This window comes from Klebsiella sp. R390 (assembly GCF_051131745.1).
In the GTDB taxonomy this organism is placed as follows: Bacteria; Pseudomonadota; Gammaproteobacteria; order Enterobacterales; family Enterobacteriaceae; genus Klebsiella.
In genome coordinates, this window is the sequence record NZ_CP180445.1 from 4628173 (window position 1) to 4645821 (window position 17649).

Here is a 17649-nt window from a genome sequence, read left to right on the forward strand (position 1 = left end):
CATATTTAACATCCTATTTTTCAGTGGTGTCAGGCGTGACGCAGCCGCCGTTTTGTAGGGTAAATGTTAAAATTGAAGCGTAATACAACTTACTGTTATGTATAAGTTTCCAATCACTGTGCAAACAAATTGACAGAACGAGTTAAGAAACTTTCTGCCGGGCATTCTTTTGGCTTTTAAAGTGACGATAAAACCCGGTAATATGTATGCGATAAGTTTTCTGTCGCGTTGTCCCTAATTCTGGAGATTATTCCTTTGATCAACGTCCTTCTTGTTGATGACCACGAGCTAGTGCGCGCAGGGATACGACGCATTCTGGAAGATATAAAAGGGATTAAGGTTGTCGGTGAAGCGAGTTGCGGCGAGGATGCCGTAAAATGGTGCCGTGCCAACTCCGTTGATGTTGTCCTGATGGACATGAACATGCCGGGGATCGGTGGTCTCGAAGCCACGCGTAAAATTGCGCGCGCCATCGTGGATACCAAAGTCATAATGCTCACCGTGCATACTGAAAATCCGCTGCCAGCGAAAGTGATGCAGGCTGGTGCTGCAGGCTATCTCAGCAAAGGTGCGGCGCCGCAGGAAGTGGTGAATGCCATTCGTTGTGTCGCCTCCGGTCAGCGCTATATTGCTTCTGATATCGCACAGCAAATGGCACTCAGTCAGATTGAGCCGGAAAAAACGGAATCGCCGTTTGCCAGTTTGTCTGAACGTGAATTGCAGATTATGCTGATGATCACTAAAGGTCAGAAGGTGAATGAGATTTCGGAGCAGTTAAATCTGAGTCCTAAAACCGTCAACAGCTACCGTTATCGGATGTTCAGTAAATTAAACATCCATGGTGACGTCGAGCTGACCCACCTGGCAATTCGCCATGGCCTGTGCAATGCGGAGTCGTTAGCAAGTCAGTGAGTGATGTTTTTGACGCAAAAGCTTTCCTGAAGACGGTCACCAGCCAGCCGGGTGTCTACCGCATGTATGATGCTGGCGGCACCGTCATTTATGTTGGCAAAGCAAAAGATCTGAAAAAACGGCTGAGCAGCTATTTTCGGAGCAACCTAGCTTCGCGTAAAACCGAGGCGTTGGTTGCGCTGATCGCGCAAATCGATGTAACCGTAACCCATACGGAAACAGAAGCTCTGCTGCTAGAGCACAACTACATCAAGCTCTATCAGCCGCGCTATAACGTGCTGCTGCGTGATGATAAATCCTATCCTTTTATATTCCTCAGTGGTGATACTCATCCACGTCTGGTGATGCACCGAGGCGCTAAACACGCCCGGGGTGAATATTTCGGTCCTTTCCCAAATGGCTATGCGGTGCGTGAAACCCTCGCGCTGCTGCAAAAAATTTTCCCCGTCCGCCAGTGTGAGAACAGCGTCTACCGCAACCGGTCGCGTCCCTGTCTGCAGTATCAGATTGGCCGCTGCCTTGGACCCTGTGTCGCAGGACTGGTCAGTGAAGAAGAGTACGCGCAGCAGGTAGACTATGTGCGGCTGTTCCTCGCGGGTAAAGACGATCAGGTGCTGACGCAACTGATTGCCCGGATGGAAAAAGCCAGCCAGTCGCTGGCGTTCGAAGAAGCTGCGCGGATTCGCGATCAGATTCAGGCCGTGCGACGAGTCACCGAGAAGCAGTTTGTCTCTAACACCGGTGATGACCTCGACGTTATCGGCGTATCCTTTGAAGCCGGCATGGCCTGTGTCCACGTGCTGTTTATTCGCCAGGGCAAAGTGCTGGGCAGCCGGAGCTATTTTCCTAAGGTGCCCGGCGGGACCGAACTTGGCGAAGTCGTGGAAACCTTCGTCGGGCAGTTCTATCTGCAAGGCAGCCAGATGCGGACTTTGCCAGGGGAGATTCTGCTCGACTTTGCGCTTGGCGATAAAACTCTGCTGGCGGATTCTCTCTCTGAGCTGGCGGGGCGTCGGGTCAACGTCCAGACCAAACCGCGGGGCGACCGCGCCCGCTATCTGAAGCTGGCACGAACTAACGCCGCCACGGCATTGACCACCAAATTGTCACAGCAGTCGACAATTCATCAACGTCTGCAGGCGCTCGCCAGCGTGCTCAAACTTCCAGCGGTAAAGCGCATGGAGTGTTTCGATATCAGCCACACCATGGGCGAGCAGACGGTAGCTTCTTGTGTGGTGTTCGATAGCAACGGGCCGCTGCGTGCGGAATATCGGCGCTACAATATCACCGGGATCACCCCGGGCGACGATTATGCGGCGATGAACCAGGTGCTACGCCGTCGCTATGGTAAGGCGATAGAAGAGGGCAAGATCCCGGATGTTATCCTGATCGATGGTGGCAAAGGCCAGCTCGGACAGGCGAAGAGCGTTTTTGCTGAACTGGAGGTGCCGTGGGATAAGCATCATCCTCTATTATTAGGTGTGGCAAAAGGTAGCGATCGTAAGGCCGGGCTGGAAACGCTATTCTTCGAACCAGAGGGTGAGGGATTTAGCCTGTCACCTGATTCGCCGGCGTTGCACGTCATTCAACATATTCGCGATGAATCGCACGACCACGCCATTGCGGGACACCGCAAAAAACGGGCAAAAGTGAAAAGCACCAGTTCGCTGGAGACCATCGAAGGTGTGGGGCCAAAACGCCGTCAGATGCTACTGAAGTACATGGGGGGTCTGCAGGGGTTGCAGCAAGCAAGCGTCGAGGAGATTGCTAAAGTACCGGGTATATCTCACGGTCTGGCAGAAAAGATCTTCTACTCGTTGAAACATTAGGGGCTCTGTAGCAACATAGGGCTAATTTTTACTTCTAACAAATAGTTACCCGTTACTATGCAATTTAATATCCCTACATTGCTGACTCTGTTTCGCGTCGTCCTGATTCCGTTCTTCGTGCTGGCGTTTTATCTCCCCTTTGCCTGGGCGCCGTTTGCCTGCGCACTGATCTTTTTCGTTGCGGCGGTGACCGACTGGTTTGACGGTTTTCTGGCGCGTCGTTGGAATCAGAGCACGCGTTTCGGCGCTTTCCTCGATCCGGTTGCCGATAAAGTCATGGTGGCGATTGCGATGGTGCTGGTGGTTGAGCATTACCACACCTGGTGGGTGACCTTGCCGGCGGCTACGATGATCGCGCGAGAGATTATTATTTCTGCACTGCGTGAGTGGATGGCGGAACTGGGTAAACGCAGCAGCGTGGCCGTGTCCTGGATCGGCAAAGTGAAAACGACCGCGCAGATGACGGCGCTGGTGTGGATGCTGTGGCGGCCAAATATGTGGGTCGAGTGGGCCGGTATTGGGCTGTTTCTCGTGGCGGCGGTGCTGACGCTGTGGTCTATGCTGCAGTATTTGAACGCTGCGCGCGGAGATTTGCTTGATCAGTGATCGTTTCGGCGTAATTTTCAGCAAACGACACAATGATTTAAAAAATATCGTTGACTCATTTCGCCAGGTAAGTAGAATGCATCGCATCGAACGGCAGCACAGCTTGCCAGACGATAACAAAATCAAGTGATTAGCAAATTAGCTTGATATTGCGGGAATAGCTCAGTTGGTAGAGCACGACCTTGCCAAGGTCGGGGTCGCGAGTTCGAGTCTCGTTTCCCGCTCCAGTTTAAAACATCGGCAATTGCGGGTGTTCAGATTTAAAGGCGCGTTAGCAAAGCGGTTATGTAGCGGATTGCAAATCCGTCTAGTCCGGTTCGACTCCGGAACGCGCCTCCAATTTACATCCCGAGCCCGGATGGTGGAATCGGTAGACACAAGGGATTTAAAATCCCTCGGCCATAGGCTGTACGAGTTCAAGTCTCGTTCCGGGTACCATTGGGATTATAGAATAAAATCAATGATAAGCAGTGTCGTGAAACCACCTACGGGTGGTTTTTTTGTTTTTGTCCCTTTCCCGCGCGGCCTCACGACGCTTCGCTCACCCTGTTTAAACCTTCAGTAGATACCGCCAGGCGCCGCTTGTCGACTCGTCATGCTTGTCAGGATTGTTCCATTTTCTGCGGCTCACATTATTAGCAAACTGCGCTAAAATAACGCGCCGGCATGCCGGGCATTATCCTTTGGGAACAGAATGTCAGTACGACAATAAAAACAATTTAAATGAGGGATCTTATGGCTACATTGTTCGAAAGCTACGGTAATTGTTTCCGTAAATATGCCACTTTTCGCGGCCGGTCAGCGCGCCAGGAATATGTGGTTTTCACCGTCGCCAACTTTGTGCTGTCTATTGTTCTGGGGCTGATCCCCGTCATTGGTGGGTTATTTGGTCTGCTCATTATAATCCCCGGTATCTCGGTGGCGGTCCGTCGCCTGCATGATCTGAACAAATCCGGATGGTGGCTGCTTTCTCCCTATCTCATCTTGCTGATTGGCTTTATCGGTATCGTGGCTACCGTTGAGGACGGCGAAGCGGCTGGCTGGCTTTGGTTCACCGGGCTGGGCGGTATTGCGGTGCTGGTAATGTCCATTTGGCTGCTGTTTGCTCGTGGCACCGCCGGCACCAACCGCTATGGCGATGAACAGCAGGACGATGATAACAGTCCGCCTGCTGGTCAGCTGGGTGCCGTACACTCTTCTGCGGAAGACGTCAGAGAGCGTCTCGCGCAGGCGAAGAAAATGTTTGAAGACGGCACGATTAATGAGAGCGAATACGAAACAATGCGTGCCAGCATCATTAAAGATATCTAATCACCCTGACTAAGCTCGCTGCCGGGTGGTTTTCTCCCGGCATTTCCGCTACTGTATGCGCCATTTTCTACCATGACGAGCCTGTTGATGAAAACCGGACCCCTGAACGAAAACGAACTTGAATGGCTGGACGATATCCTGTCGAAATACGCCACCGATGGTGCCATCCTTGATGTCTCAGAGCTTGACGGTCTGTTGACGGCCATTCTCTCCGGCCCGAAAGAGATTGAGCCTGCGCAGTGGCTGCTGGCTATCTGGGGCGGCGCAGACAACGTGCCGCGCTGGGCAAACGATCGCGAGCGTGACCACTTTGTGAACCTCACGCTGCAGCATATGAGCGATATTGCCGAGCGCCTGGAGGAGTATCCTGACCAGTTCGAACCGCTGTTCGGCACCCGTGAAGAAGAAGGGCAGGAGCTGACTATCGTTGAAGAGTGGTGCTTCGGTTATATGCGCGGCGTGGGGCTTAGCGACTGGTCTGCATTGCCGGAAGAGCAGCAGGCGGCGCTGGACTGCATCGCCCTGCACGGCACAGAAGCGCAGTTTACGGCGGTTGAAGGGCTCTCAGTTGATGAGTTTATCGCCAGCGTAGACAACATTACCCCGGCAGCGCTCTCTCTGTATCACTACTGGACAGAACATGCCGAGCCAGAAGCAGTGGCGCAGCCCATCAGAAATGAGGCCAAAATCGGGCGTAACGACCCGTGCCCGTGCGGCAGCGGTAAAAAATATAAGCAGTGTTGCTTAGCCAAATAAAAAAGGGGCCATCAGGCCCCTTTTTTTATCCCACCGCCGGGAGCAACCCGGCGACGATGCTGAACTGAATCGCAATCACTGCGACACCACACAACAGCACTAACCACAGCGCCAGCCCACCTCCGGCGACCCGCCACGCGGCCTGTGGATGCTGCTGACGGCTCTTCATCACCAGCAGCGACGGCAGTATCAGCGCCAGTACCGCCAGCGCGACGCCGGCATAACCTAACGCCATGACAAACCCACGCGGATAGAACAGGGCAAAGGCCAGCGGCGGCAGAAAGGTCAGCGCACCGCTTTGCAGACGACCGGCGGGGGTGTTTTTGCGCTGGAACAGGTCCGCCAGATAATCAAACAGACCGAGCGCCACGCCGAGGAATGACGTCGCCAGGGCCAGGTCAGCAAACAAATGTACCGCCAGTTCGACGTGTGGTGAAGCGACCACTTCACGCACCGCTTCTAACAGCCCGTTCAGGCCAGCATTCTTCGCCAGTAGCGCTGTAAAGGCGGGGGAATCAATGCTGCCGAGCGTCGCCAGTTGCCAGAAAATATAGGCCACCAGCGGGATAAAACTACCGATGATAAATACCCGGCGCAGCTTACGAATATCGCCGTTGAGATAACTGACAATGCTCGGCACGCTACCGTGAAAACCGAAAGAGGTAAAAATCACCGGTATCGCTGACAGCGCAAGGCCTTGCTGGAGCGGTAAGGTCAGCAAATTGATCTGGTGAATATGCGGTAACAGCAGTGCCAGCATAATGGCGAGGAAAATAATCTTGGCGCTGAACAGAAAGCGGTTAAACAGGTCGACCAACGAGGTGCCCAGGCAGACAATCGTTCCGCCCGCGGCGGTAAACAGCAATACGCCACCCGCCGGAGGAAGAGTCCAGCCCAGCCATTGGTTAAGGCTGGATGCCAGCAGCTCGCCCGCGCCGCTGATATAGGCGGCGGTGAGCGCGTACATCAGGAACAACATGCAAAGACCGGTCATCCACTGTCCGTAACGACCGAGGTAACGTGCGGCCAGCGAACCGAGCCCCATATCCGCCGGTACGTGCTGATAGACTTCCAGCAACAGCAACGCGGTGTAACACATCAATGCCCACAGTGAGATCAGCAGGCAGAACGTGACCCCAAAACCCACGCCCGCTGAAGCCAGCGGCATCGCCAACATCCCTGCGCCGATGGTGGTGCCGGCGACGATTAAAATACTACCAAGAGTGCGGTTCTTCACGTTTTTCTCTATCCATGAAGGAATAAGCAATAAAATATGCCGCGCAGAGTATGTGAAATCGGCACGTTCGTCAAATGAGGGTTACAGTGCCTGTAATCACAAGTTTACATGATCAAGTGATTGCCTGAAGACTGCGCTGGCGCAACATGTCCACCGGTTGGTCCGGCTATGCTGTGCGTTTTACAGGAGGGGTTATGTCATCGATTCATGGTCATGAAGTGCTGCAGATGATGCTTGCTTCAGGGGAGCATTACACTACCGACACTCTTGAAGCGGCAATTTGCGCGCGTTTTGGCGCCGATGCTCGTTTTCATACCTGTTCGGCACAAAATTTAAGCGCGGCGGAGCTGGTGGCTTTTCTGCAGAAAAAAGGGAAATTTATTGCTGAAGAGTCGGGCTTTAATACCCGGGAAAGTAAAATCTGCCGTCATTAACAGGGCGGCGAAGCGCTGCCTCGCCGCCGTGATAATTAATTCTGGGTGTCGAGCGTAGCCAGCTCTTTATCAATAAAGTACAGACCTTCGCCGCTTTTACCGGCGAGGGTAAGTTTATCAATAACAGATTTAAATAATTTCTCTTCTTCGTGCTGCTCAGCAACATACCACTGCAGGAAATTAAAGGTCGGATAATCCTGATTGGTCATTGCTGCATGGGCCAGTTCATTAATTTTCTGTGTGATCAGCTGCTCGTGTTCGTAGGTGACACGGAACAGATCGTCCAGCGATGCGTACTCGGCAAACGGTGATGCAATGGTGTTGATGCAAGGCAGGCTGCCGGTGTCGGTCAGGTAATCAAACAGGCGCTGCATATGGGTCATCTCTTCCTGCGCATGACGGCGGAGGAATGCGGCCGCACCTTCAAAGCTGTGGTAGCTGCACCATGCGCTCATTTGCTGATACAGCAGAGAAGAATAAAGCTCGAGGTTCATCTGCTCATTCAGTTTATCGATCATTTCTGTTTTCAGCATAGCGTGTGCTCCGAAAATAAAGGCTAAAGATTATTGTGCGGTTACTATAATTTGTTATTAATTTATTTGCAAAAAGTAAATTAAAAAATGTATTTATTAAAAATGATAATGGGAATAAAACGCATTGGCAATTTAATAATAAATGAGAATGGTTTTGGTTTAATATTTTAATTATCTGCTATTGGCAGTAATACAGTGCAAGTGATCGGCCATTCACCGTCACAGTGTGTGAGTTTTCGTTTGTGGATCCTGCAAGAGCTCTCGGGGAAGGGCGGGGCGTTAGCGGCAACAGGAAGGCAAAAATGTGAAGCACTACGTAATTTATAAAACAACTTTTCATAAAATTTGAAAGTGCGTTTGTTAAGTAGTAGAGTCTTTCACAACGCTAACGAACTACTGCGGGAGTACCCGCGCAGCATTCAGGAGAGTAAAGCATGAAAATCGCATTGATGATGGAAAACAGCCAGGCCAGCAAAAACGCCACCATCCTCAACGAGTTAAACGCCGTTGCTGATGAAAAAGGTTTCCCGGTATACAACGTCGGGATGAGCGATGAGCAAGACCATCATCTGACCTATATCCACCTGGGCATCATGGCCAGCATTCTGTTGAACTCGAAAGCGGTGGACTTCGTTGTCACCGGTTGTGGTACCGGACAGGGCGCGCTGATGTCTCTGAACATCCACCCAGGTGTTGTGTGCGGCTACTGTATTGATCCTGCTGATGCCTTCCTGTTTGCTCAGATCAATAACGGTAACGCGCTGTCTCTGCCTTTCGCCAAAGGTTTTGGCTGGGGCGCCGAACTGAACGTACGCTTTATCTTTGAAAAAGCCTTCACCGGCCGTAAAGGTGAAGGTTACCCGCCGGAGCGTAAAGAGCCGCAGGTACGCAACGCCGGTATTCTGAACACCGTTAAAGCTGCCGTGGTGAAAGAGAACTATCTGGACACCCTGCGCGCTATCGACCCGGAACTGGTCAAAACGGCGGTCTCCGGCCCACGCTTCCAGCAGTGCTTCTTTGAAAACTGCCAGGACAAAGAGATCGAAGCCTTCGTGCGTCAGATCGTCGGCTAATCGGGTTTACTCGAGTATAAAGAGGGCCAGCAGCTGCTGGCCCTTTCTGTTTTATCTCTTCTGCTTCTTCGAGACGCTGCTGCCGGCATCTTTGGTCAGGCGCAGACTATCAACCATTCCCACCAGACAAATCAGCGCAATAAACACGAAAGAGAGGCGGAAGCTCACTCCCGGCACGCTGGTCAGGTTCAACCATTCGCTGGCTTTTTCCCCGATGCGTATCCCGATGGCACCGAGGGTGATCCCTAAACCGACGGCCAGCTGCGAAGCGGTACTGAACAGGGTGTTGGCGTAGCTCATCTGTGGCGACGGTACATCGGCGAAGGCCAGCGTGCTGACGCCGGTGAACTGGATCGAACGAAATACGCCACCGAGGTACAGGATCAGGCAAATCAACCATACCGGCGTTTCTGGGGTTAAGAACGCACAGGCCAGCAACGACAGCACGTTTAACGCACCGTTGATCAACAGCAGACGACGAAAGCCCAGCCAGCGAATCAGCGGCGTAGTGGCCGGTTTGATCGTGAAGTTGCCGACGAACACCGCCAACACCAGCAGCCCGGAGTGGAAGGGATCCATGCCAAAACCGACCTGAAACAGCAGCGGCAGCAGGAAGGGGACGGCGCTGATTGAGGCGCGGAACAGCGATCCGCCATACATGGTGACCCGGAAGGTTGGGATCTGCAGCGCGTCCAGGCGCACCATCGGCCAGGCCGCGCGGCGGAAATGGCGCAGCGAAAACAGCATGCAGGCGATCCCCAATCCCAGCAGAGCGAGGGTGGCCCAACCCTGAGGCTGAGTATCGCCGAGCAACTCCATCGCGCTCACCAGGCTGACCATCGCTACCGAGGTCGCCAGGAAGCCGGGAAGGTCGAAGGGACGCCGTTCCTCTTCCCGGATATTCGGAATAATGCGCAGCGACAGCGCGATGGCGATCAAGCCGAGGGGGACATTAATAAAGAATATCCAGTGCCAGCTGGCATAGCTGGTGATAAAGCCACCCAGCGGTGGGCCGATGATCGGGGCGACCAGCGCGGGCCAGGTCAGGGTGGCAATCGCTTTGATCAACTGATCCTTTGGCGTGGTGCGCAACACCGCCAGCCGGCCAACGGGAACCATCAGCGCGCCGCCCATGCCCTGAAGAACACGCATGGCGACAAAGCTGTCGACGTTAGTGGAAAAGCCGCAAAAAACCGAGGCCAGGGTAAATATCGCCAGCGCGAGGGTGAAGATTTTTCGGGCACCAAAGCGGTCGGCAATCCAGCCACTGGCCGGGATCAATACCGCCAGGGTAATCAGGTAGGCGCTGATACCGATATTGAGGTCCACCGCCGCGACGCCAAAATCCTTCGCCATATCCGGTAATGCGGTGGCGATCACCGTACCATCGAGAAACTCCATGAAAAAGGCCCCGGCGACCAGCAACGCGGGGGCGGAGAAGGCGCGGTCTTCCCGTGAAGAGATATCTGTACTCATTGTGTCTGCCATAGCAATGTGAGGTCAGCCGCGAAGTACGCCCCAGACGCGTTACGCGTACCTTCCTCATTTTGTTTATTTTTTAAATTATACTTGTAAAAAAAATGTGATTTGTAGCAAATTTCTATTGATTTATGTGACGCAAGTCATATTATAGCCCTATAGACAGTAACACCTGCATAACAAAATAACGGAGTCACTCCATGAAGTTGCGCAAAATCCTGAAGAGCATGTTCGAACAATATTGCAAAACCTTCAAAGATGTACCGCCTGCCGGTATGTTCTGATAAAAAAACCTGCTGCGGCAGGTTTTTTTATCTCTCGGAATTTAGGTTACTATTACGCTCCTCGAAATAGGAGTAATAAATGTCTCAACACCTCACTGAACAAGACGAACTGGTATCTGACGTTGTCGCCTGCCAGCTAGTTATCAAACAGATTCTCGACGTCATTGATGTTATCGCCCCTGTTGAAGTGCGCGAGAAGATGACCACGCAGCTGAAAGCCATCGATTTCGCCAGCCATCCAGCCTCCGCCGATCCGGTAACGCTGCGTGCGGTACAAAAGGCCATTGCCCTGATCGAGCTGAAATTTACGCCGCAGGGAGAAGCGCACTAAAAGCAGACGCCCCGCCAGAATCCTGGCGGGGCGTTAACACCGATTAATGAGAAGCAACCGGAGTGATCTGGGTCGCTTGCTCATCTCTGAACAGCTTACTGTTACCCCAGCACTCTTCATAACGATGGCCGACTAACCCTTCCACCACGATGCGCACGTCGGACGGAATATCGCTAATCTTGCCGCCAGCCTTAATTCGCGCCACTTCCTGCAACACTATCAGGTGCGCTTTGCGATCCAGCTTCATCTGCTTGCTGAAGACAATCGCCGCCAGCGCCAGCAGAATCACGCCACTACAGAAGACCACGGCAATCGCAGTCACCGCGCTTTCAGGCTGCGTATGCGCTTTGGACTGGAACCCGTAGTAGCTGAGAATAGCGCCCATGGTGAAAACGATAATCGAACGCAAAATTTTACCGGAGAAGGTCATGGCACCGGCGTAAATCCCTTCGCGACGACGGCCGGTATAGATCTCATCGACGTCGGCGAGGAAGGTATAGACGGTCCACGGAATGTAGTACACGCCGCCGGTACCGAGGCCAAACAGCACGGTGATCCCGAACATCAAAATGGTCGCCAGGTGGGACGGCAGGTGGAAGAACCACAGCGAGGTGTAGAGCAACACGGAGAAAATCACGATGCTCAGCGCCAGGATGTAGGGCTTGCTGAACCCCTTTTTCACACACAGGCCGATAAACAACGCGGTGGAGATCAGCTGCAGGATGGAGTTCAGGCTGTTCAGCCCGGCAACCATCGCCGGATCGTGCTGCAGCACGAAGATCACGAAGTAGGTAAAGATCGAGGCAAACAGCCATTCTGCGCCGAAACCACAGAGATACATGCCGAGGTGTTTACGGAATACCCGCAGATAAAAAGTGGAAATCATATCTTTTGCCAGCGTCGATAGCGTCGTCAACAGGCTTTTTTTCTTGTTAACCGCATGGTCCTCTTCACGCGGACGCTCCCAGCTACAGAACCACAAGCAGGAGATGGCAATAATCAAAATCAGGCCATAGGTCACCCCGGTGAGGAAGAATGGAGTGGCTGAATCTTTGCCGTACAGAAGGATAAACTGGCCTGGAATAAAGGCCGCCAGGAAGTTGGCCAGCTTACCGAAAATCGCTTTATAACCGGTAAGTTTTGAGCGTAATGCGAAATCATCAGTCATTTCTGTGGCTAATGTTTCGTAAGGCACCATAACTGATGTATAAATGATTTCGAAGATGACGTAAGTGCACAGGTAGTACCAGAAGCTGAGGCCTTCAACCCACAGCAGCGGGTAGAACATCATCAGTGGAATACCAATCAACAAAAAGAAACGCCGCCGCCCGAAGCGTTTGCCAAGCCGTGTTTTACCAAAATTATCAGTAAGGTAACCCATCAGCGGGTTACTAATCGCGTCAATAATGCTGGCGACGGAAAAGATAAATGCTGCCTCGATCAGCGTCAGGCCGCAGAACGTCGTATAGAAATACAATAGCCAGGCGCCGCTGATTGCCAGTGCGCCACTCCCCAGTAAGTTACCGCCGCCGTAGGCTAGCTGATGGCGTAACAAAATCGGTCTTCCCTGCAACGCTTGTGAGGTTGAAACCGTATCTCTTGCCATTAATATAAACTCCGTGTTTTAAATTTTTGAAACGCTGTTTTTATATTCTTATGGGGAATGTTAAAAAGTGATCGCCGTCACTAATTACCGCCTGCGATATTCGGCCAGGCCGTAATGAGATCTGCTTAAAAGTTTTTAATGCTTTTCTGGAATAAAAAACGGCGCCGAAGCGCCGAAAATGATGTTTCAGAGAAATCGAGAGGGGAAGCGTGAGTGCATGGCGGTTAGCTGCAGCGCTGTGGCGTGGCCCGCGTAGCCGTTCCCCCTGCAATCCCTTTCGCTGAGGGAACGGTTAATGTGGTGCCTGCCGCCAGGCCTTAGTTCGGGCGAGGCGTGACCAGGCTTAGCAACTGGCGATCGGTCTGTTGCATACACAGGCCGGCTTTATCGGCGTGACGGACTTTTTCCAGCACGCTTTGCAGCAGGATGCCATCCTGGCGCTGTTCTTTCTCTAACTGAGTCAGGAAACGCCAGGTGGTGTCATCGCTGTGGGCTTTGGCCTCTTCGGCTAGCCCGGAGAGCATGTTGCTACGCTGCTGGTGATCGGCAAGCGTAGCGGTAAAAAGCTCTTCGAGAGAATCGCAGTCATGACGATAGCAGCTTTTGCTTTTGACAATCGGCCAGCTGCCTCCAGTTTTCATAAAATCGAATACGCGCATCATCTGCGTTACCCGGGACTGCGCCCGGGAGCGTAAAAAGGTGGCGGTGCCGCTCAGACGCTGCTGTTCACACCATTCACTGAGATGCAGATATAAATTTGACGCGTGGAACTCGAGGTTCATCTGATGATTGAGTTTTTGAGCCATTCCAGGAACAACCATAAAAATATCCTTATTTAAGCTGGAGGTATCATTCGCACGTCGAGAGCCCTCATCCGTAAGCATCCGCATGCAAGACTCATTGCGTGCCACATTATTAGCAAAAAATTAATTTGCCTTTCCCTGTGCCATCGATAATTTATTTTCGACTATCGATAAATATAGAATACGCGTAAGAATGAATTAAGAAAACTCTCAAGTATTGGTATTTACGTTTCGTTACAACATCCCTGTTAAATGTATTGTTTTATGGTTTATTCTCATTTTTTATTTTCTTATTGCATTGATTTTAATGTGCTTTTTATTTTTTAGATAAAAATATTAGAGCTACGATGTTTATCTTAAATAAGAATTTAACCTGACGTTAATAATTCGGTCATAACGAATAAATATTGCGAAAAAAATGTCAAAATAAATGGTGTGGCTGCGTTTCTACACGAGCGTGGCGCGCTGGTCCCGCCAGACCTGTCAGCAATGGCCTGGCAGCGGTATGCGCGTCACAAGGATAACTCTGCTGTCAGTATGGATAAATTTGCTATTTATAACGTCAATTGTCTGACAATTGGCGTTTTTTTTATGTCTTTTTTCGCTGAATCTATGCACGCAATTACTGTAATTCCGCGATGTGATAATGCTCTCGTATGGAGAATTGATTTCCGGTTATTACTTAATGAACAACGGCAGTATGGGTTGCGGTTTCGTCTAATGCCTTGTTTTATGTCCGATAAAAAAATTAAGTCCGATACTTCCCTACAGAAAAGCGAAATAAAGCTGGAGTTTACCATGCACAAATTTACTAAAGCGCTGGCGGCGATCGGTCTCGCTGCGGTTATGTCACAATCAGCTATGGCTGAATCCCTTAAACTCGGTTTTCTGGTGAAACAACCGGAAGAACCCTGGTTTCAAACCGAATGGAAATTTGCCGATAAGGCCGGCAAAGATTTAGGGTTTGAGGTCATTAAAATTGCGGTGCCGGATGGCGAGAAAACCCTCAACGCTATCGATAGCCTGGCGGCCAGCGGCGCCAAAGGCTTTGTTATCTGTACTCCAGACCCGAAACTGGGGGCCGCTATTGTTGCGAAAGCGCGCGGCTACGATATGAAAGTCATCACCGTCGATGACCAGTTTGTCAATGCCAAAGGCAAGCCGATGGACAGCGTACCGCTGGTAATGATGGCCGCCAGTGAAATCGGCGCGCGTCAGGGCCAGGAACTGTACAAAGAGATGCAAAAACGCGGCTGGGACGTCAAGGAAACCGGCGTGATGGCCATTACCGCCGATGAGCTCGATACCGCCCGCCGTCGTACTACCGGCTCGATGGATGCCCTGAAAGCGGCCGGCTTCCCGGAGAAACAGATCTACCGCGTGCCGACTAAATCTAACGATATCCCAGGCGCTTTCGATGCCGGTAACTCAATGCTGGTTCAGCATCCGCAGGTGAAACACTGGCTGATCGTAGGTATGAATGACAACACCGTGCTTGGCGGCGTGCGCGCAACCGAAGGGCAGGGCTTTAAAGCTGCAGACGTGATTGGCATCGGTATTAATGGTGTTGATGCGGTGAACGAATTGTCGAAAGCCCAGGCGACCGGCTTCTACGGCTCTCTGCTGCCAAGCCCGGATATCCACGGCTATAAAACCAGTGAGATGCTCTATAACTGGGTGACCAAAGGCGCAGAACCGCCAAAATTCACCGCGGTTACCGATGTGGTACTGATCACTCGCGACAATTTCAAAGAAGAGCTGGCGAAGAAAGGGCTGTAAGGCCTGGCTTACCACGCCTCCTGCTCGCGCGGGAGGCTGAGTCCAGAAGAGCGGAGTCGTTATGCAACAGTCTACCCCTTATCTCTCATTTCGCGGTATCACCATGACTTTCCCCGGCGTTAAAGCGCTGTCTGATATTAGCTTTGACTGCTATAGCGGACAGATACACGCATTGATGGGAGAAAACGGCGCCGGGAAATCTACGCTGCTGAAAATCCTTAGCGGCAACTATATTCCGACCTCAGGCGATCTGCAGATTAGTGGACAGCCCCGGGTCTTTACCAACACCACCGAAGCGCTCAACGCCGGCGTGGCGATTATTTATCAGGAGCTACACCTGATCCCGGAAATGACCGTCGCGGAGAATATCTACCTCGGCCAGATCCCGCATAAATACGGGCTGGTGAACCGCTCGCTGCTGAACTACGAAGCCCGTCTGCAGCTTGAGCATCTGGGTTTAGATATCGATCCGGAAACGCCGTTGAAATACCTCTCGATTGGCCAGTGGCAGATGGTGGAAATAGCCAAAGCGCTCACCCGTAACGCCAAAGTGATCGCCTTTGATGAACCGACCAGTTCGCTTTCGGCCCGTGAGATCGACAATCTGTTCCGCGTCATCCGCGAACTGCGGCAGGAAGGGCGCGTCATTATTTATGTGTCGCACCGAATGGAGGAGATTTTCGCACTGAGCGATGCGATCACCGTCTTCAAAGATGGCCGCTATGTCTGCACCTTTGATGATATGGCCACCGTTAACCATGATGCGCTGGTCCAGGCGATGGTGGGGCGCGAGCTGGGCGATGTTTACGGCTGGAAACCGCGTGAATATGGCCAGGAGCGTCTGCGTCTTGAGCAGGTGAAAGCCCCTGGCGTGCGTGAGCCGGTGAGTTTGTCGGTGCGCAGCGGCGAGATCGTCGGCCTGTTCGGGCTGGTGGGCGCCGGGCGCAGTGAATTACTGAAAGGGCTGTTTGGCGGCACCCGCATTACCGGCGGCCAGGTCTATATCGACGGGCAGGCAATTGATATTCGCAAACCGGCCCAGGCAATTGAGGCCGGGATGATGCTGTGCCCGGAGGATCGTAAAGCCGAAGGCATTATTCCGGTTCATTCGGTACGCGACAATATCAATATCAGCGCCCGGCGTCGGCATATCCATGCCGGTTGCATTATCAATAACGGCTGGGAAGCGCAGAACGCCGAGCATCATATCAACGCGCTCAACATTAAAACCCCCGGTGCCGAACAGTTAATTATGAATCTGTCCGGCGGTAATCAACAGAAAGCGATTCTTGGGCGCTGGTTGTCGGAAGAGATGAAAGTGATCCTGCTGGATGAACCTACCCGTGGGATTGACGTAGGGGCGAAACACGAAATTTATAACGTCATCTATGCCCTGGCGGCCTCTGGTGTGGCGGTGGTGTTCGCGTCCAGCGACTTACCGGAAGTGCTCGGTGTGGCCGATCGCATTGTGGTCATGCGCGAAGGCGAAGTGGCGGGTGAACTGCTGCATGAAGATGCCAATGAACAGCAGGCGTTAAGCCTTGCGATGCCAAAAGTGAGCCAGGCGGTCGCCTGAGTAAGGAGTCAAAGATGTCCTCTGTTACTACCCCAAACGCCAGCCGTTCCGCATTCAGCTTTGCCCGAATCTGGGATCAGTTTGGCATGCTCGTGGTCTTTGCCGTGCTGTTTATCGGCTGCGTGATTTTTGTGCCTAACTTTGCCTCGTTCATCAATATGAAAGGGCTGGGACTGGCGATTTCCATGTCCGGCATGGTGGCCTGTGGGATGTTGTTTTGCCTGGCGTCCGGCGATTTTGACCTGTCGGTTGCGTCGGTTATCGCCTGCGCGGGGGTGACCACCGCGGTGGTGATCAACCTGACGGAAAGCATGTGGATCGGCATTGCCGCCGGTTTGCTGCTGGGAGCGCTGAGCGGGCTGGTTAATGGCTTCGTGATTGCCCGGCTGAAGATCAACGCCCTGATCACCACCCTGGCCACGATGCAGATTGTGCGTGGGCTCGCCTATATCATCTCCGATGGTAAAGCGGTCGGTATCGAAGATGAACGCTTCTTTACCTTAGGTTATGCCAACTGGTTTGGTCTGCCGGCGCCGATCTGGCTGACCGTCGCCTGCCTGATTGTTTTCGGCCTGCTGCTGAACAAAACCACCTTTGGCCGCAATACCCTGGCGATTGGCGGCAATGAAGAGGCGGCCCGTCTGGCTGGTGTTCCGGTGGTTCGCACCAAAATCATCATTTTCGTGATTTCCGGTCTGGTGTCAGCCGCGGCGGGGATCATCCTGGCATCGCGCATGACCAGCGGCCAGCCGATGACTTCTATTGGCTATGAGCTGATTGTGATTTCGGCCTGCGTGTTGGGCGGCGTGTCGTTGAAAGGCGGGATCGGCAAGATCTCTTATGTGGTTGCCGGGATCCTGATCCTCGGTACCGTCGAGAACGCAATGAACCTGCTGAACATTTCACCGTTCTCGCAGTATGTGGTGCGTGGCGTGATTCTGCTGGCGGCGGTTATCTTCGATCGCTACAAACAAAAAGCGAAACGCGCAGCGTAACGAGTCCCAACCTTCAAGTTTACTCCTCGATTGACGCCAGCGCCCGCTGCGCTGGCGTCAACAATCAAAAATGGCGATCCCGGTCACACTGTCTATACTTACATG

The 17649-nt window shown here is 52.5% G+C and carries 17 protein-coding genes, 3 tRNA genes and 1 pseudogene; 15 read left to right on the top strand and 6 right to left on the bottom strand.

Annotated elements, in window-relative coordinates:
• The first annotated feature begins 255 nt into the window (after positions 1-255).
• The 8 genes from uvrY (at position 256) to ACMYSP_RS21655 (ending at position 5414) form a co-directional block, all read left to right on the top strand.
• Complete coding sequence (gene uvrY / locus ACMYSP_RS21620; protein ID WP_434584082.1) at positions 256-912, top strand: UvrY/SirA/GacA family response regulator transcription factor; 657 nt, start codon at positions 256-258, stop codon at positions 910-912.
• A complete protein-coding gene (gene uvrC, locus ACMYSP_RS21625) occupies positions 909-2741 on the top strand; it encodes an excinuclease ABC subunit UvrC (RefSeq protein ID WP_434584083.1) in 1833 nt (610 codons plus the stop codon). Before uvrY ends, uvrC begins: the two co-directional genes overlap by 4 nt.
• Positions 2742-2798: 57 nt before the next feature.
• Complete coding sequence (gene pgsA / locus ACMYSP_RS21630) at positions 2799-3347, top strand: CDP-diacylglycerol--glycerol-3-phosphate 3-phosphatidyltransferase (protein WP_123754940.1); 549 nt, start codon at positions 2799-2801, stop codon at positions 3345-3347.
• A gap of 151 nt (positions 3348-3498) precedes the next feature.
• Positions 3499-3574: transfer RNA gene (locus ACMYSP_RS21635), tRNA-Gly, on the top strand.
• A 38-nt stretch (positions 3575-3612) separates the two neighbouring features.
• Positions 3613-3686 (top strand) — tRNA-Cys (locus ACMYSP_RS21640).
• Between the two features lie 13 nt (positions 3687-3699).
• A tRNA-Leu gene (locus tag ACMYSP_RS21645) sits at positions 3700-3785 on the top strand.
• 297 nt (positions 3786-4082) lie between these two features.
• The gene (locus ACMYSP_RS21650; protein WP_434584084.1) at positions 4083-4658 is read left to right on the top strand and encodes a DUF805 domain-containing protein; all 576 of its coding nucleotides are present in this window, start codon (positions 4083-4085) and stop codon (positions 4656-4658) included.
• A gap of 87 nt (positions 4659-4745) precedes the next feature.
• A complete protein-coding gene (locus tag ACMYSP_RS21655) occupies positions 4746-5414 on the top strand; it encodes a YecA family protein (RefSeq protein WP_434584086.1) in 669 nt (222 codons plus the stop codon).
• 25 nt (positions 5415-5439) lie between these two features.
• Here ACMYSP_RS21655 and tyrP read toward each other — a convergent pair whose 3' ends face one another.
• A complete protein-coding gene (tyrP, locus tag ACMYSP_RS21660) occupies positions 5440-6651 on the bottom strand; it encodes a tyrosine transporter TyrP (RefSeq protein ID WP_434584087.1) in 1212 nt (403 codons plus the stop codon).
• 194 nt (positions 6652-6845) lie between these two features.
• On the opposite strand from tyrP, the gene ACMYSP_RS21665 reads away from it, so the two are divergent.
• Positions 6846-7085, top strand: a complete 240-nt coding sequence (locus ACMYSP_RS21665; RefSeq protein WP_434584088.1) for a YecH family metal-binding protein — start codon at positions 6846-6848, stop codon at positions 7083-7085.
• Between the two features lie 35 nt (positions 7086-7120).
• On the opposite strand, the gene ftnA is transcribed toward ACMYSP_RS21665, so the two are convergent.
• Complete coding sequence (ftnA, locus tag ACMYSP_RS21670; protein WP_123754937.1) at positions 7121-7618, bottom strand: non-heme ferritin; 498 nt, start codon at positions 7616-7618, stop codon at positions 7121-7123.
• Between the two features lie 64 nt (positions 7619-7682).
• Positions 7683-7785: pseudogene (locus ACMYSP_RS21675) on the bottom strand (hypothetical protein); the annotation flags it as partial.
• A 267-nt stretch (positions 7786-8052) separates the two neighbouring features.
• Here ACMYSP_RS21675 and ACMYSP_RS21680 point away from each other — a divergent pair.
• A complete protein-coding gene (locus ACMYSP_RS21680; RefSeq protein ID WP_123754936.1) occupies positions 8053-8691 on the top strand; it encodes an RpiB/LacA/LacB family sugar-phosphate isomerase in 639 nt (212 codons plus the stop codon).
• Between the two features lie 51 nt (positions 8692-8742).
• On the opposite strand, the gene ACMYSP_RS21685 is transcribed toward ACMYSP_RS21680, so the two are convergent.
• Positions 8743-10167: an MFS transporter gene (locus tag ACMYSP_RS21685; protein ID WP_123754935.1), complete on the bottom strand. Its 1425-nt coding sequence runs from the start codon at positions 10165-10167 to the stop codon at positions 8743-8745.
• 203 nt (positions 10168-10370) lie between these two features.
• Between ACMYSP_RS21685 and azuC the strand changes: the two genes are divergently transcribed.
• Together azuC and ACMYSP_RS21695 are read left to right on the top strand one after the other, a co-directional pair.
• Positions 10371-10454, top strand: a complete 84-nt coding sequence (gene azuC / locus ACMYSP_RS21690) for a stress response protein AzuC (protein WP_015583995.1) — start codon at positions 10371-10373, stop codon at positions 10452-10454.
• A 79-nt stretch (positions 10455-10533) separates the two neighbouring features.
• Complete coding sequence (locus ACMYSP_RS21695) at positions 10534-10785, top strand: DUF2766 family protein (protein ID WP_004864113.1); 252 nt, start codon at positions 10534-10536, stop codon at positions 10783-10785.
• 43 nt (positions 10786-10828) lie between these two features.
• Here the strand turns inward: ACMYSP_RS21695 and ACMYSP_RS21700 are convergent, their stop codons facing one another.
• Together ACMYSP_RS21700 and ACMYSP_RS21705 are read right to left on the bottom strand one after the other, a co-directional pair.
• Complete coding sequence (locus ACMYSP_RS21700) at positions 10829-12340, bottom strand: MFS transporter (RefSeq protein ID WP_434587239.1); 1512 nt, start codon at positions 12338-12340, stop codon at positions 10829-10831.
• A gap of 368 nt (positions 12341-12708) precedes the next feature.
• Positions 12709-13212, bottom strand: coding sequence for a non-heme ferritin-like protein (locus tag ACMYSP_RS21705; protein ID WP_434584089.1), 504 nt, complete (start codon positions 13210-13212; stop codon positions 12709-12711).
• 780 nt (positions 13213-13992) lie between these two features.
• Here ACMYSP_RS21705 and ACMYSP_RS21710 point away from each other — a divergent pair.
• From ACMYSP_RS21710 to araH, 3 genes are all read left to right on the top strand, one after another.
• The gene (locus ACMYSP_RS21710) at positions 13993-14973 is read left to right on the top strand and encodes an arabinose ABC transporter substrate-binding protein (protein WP_434584091.1); all 981 of its coding nucleotides are present in this window, start codon (positions 13993-13995) and stop codon (positions 14971-14973) included.
• A 61-nt stretch (positions 14974-15034) separates the two neighbouring features.
• Positions 15035-16549: an L-arabinose ABC transporter ATP-binding protein AraG gene (gene araG / locus ACMYSP_RS21715; protein ID WP_434584092.1), complete on the top strand. Its 1515-nt coding sequence runs from the start codon at positions 15035-15037 to the stop codon at positions 16547-16549.
• 14 nt (positions 16550-16563) lie between these two features.
• Positions 16564-17544: an L-arabinose ABC transporter permease AraH gene (gene araH, locus ACMYSP_RS21720; protein ID WP_434584093.1), complete on the top strand. Its 981-nt coding sequence runs from the start codon at positions 16564-16566 to the stop codon at positions 17542-17544.
• Positions 17545-17649: the final 105 nt, after the last annotated feature.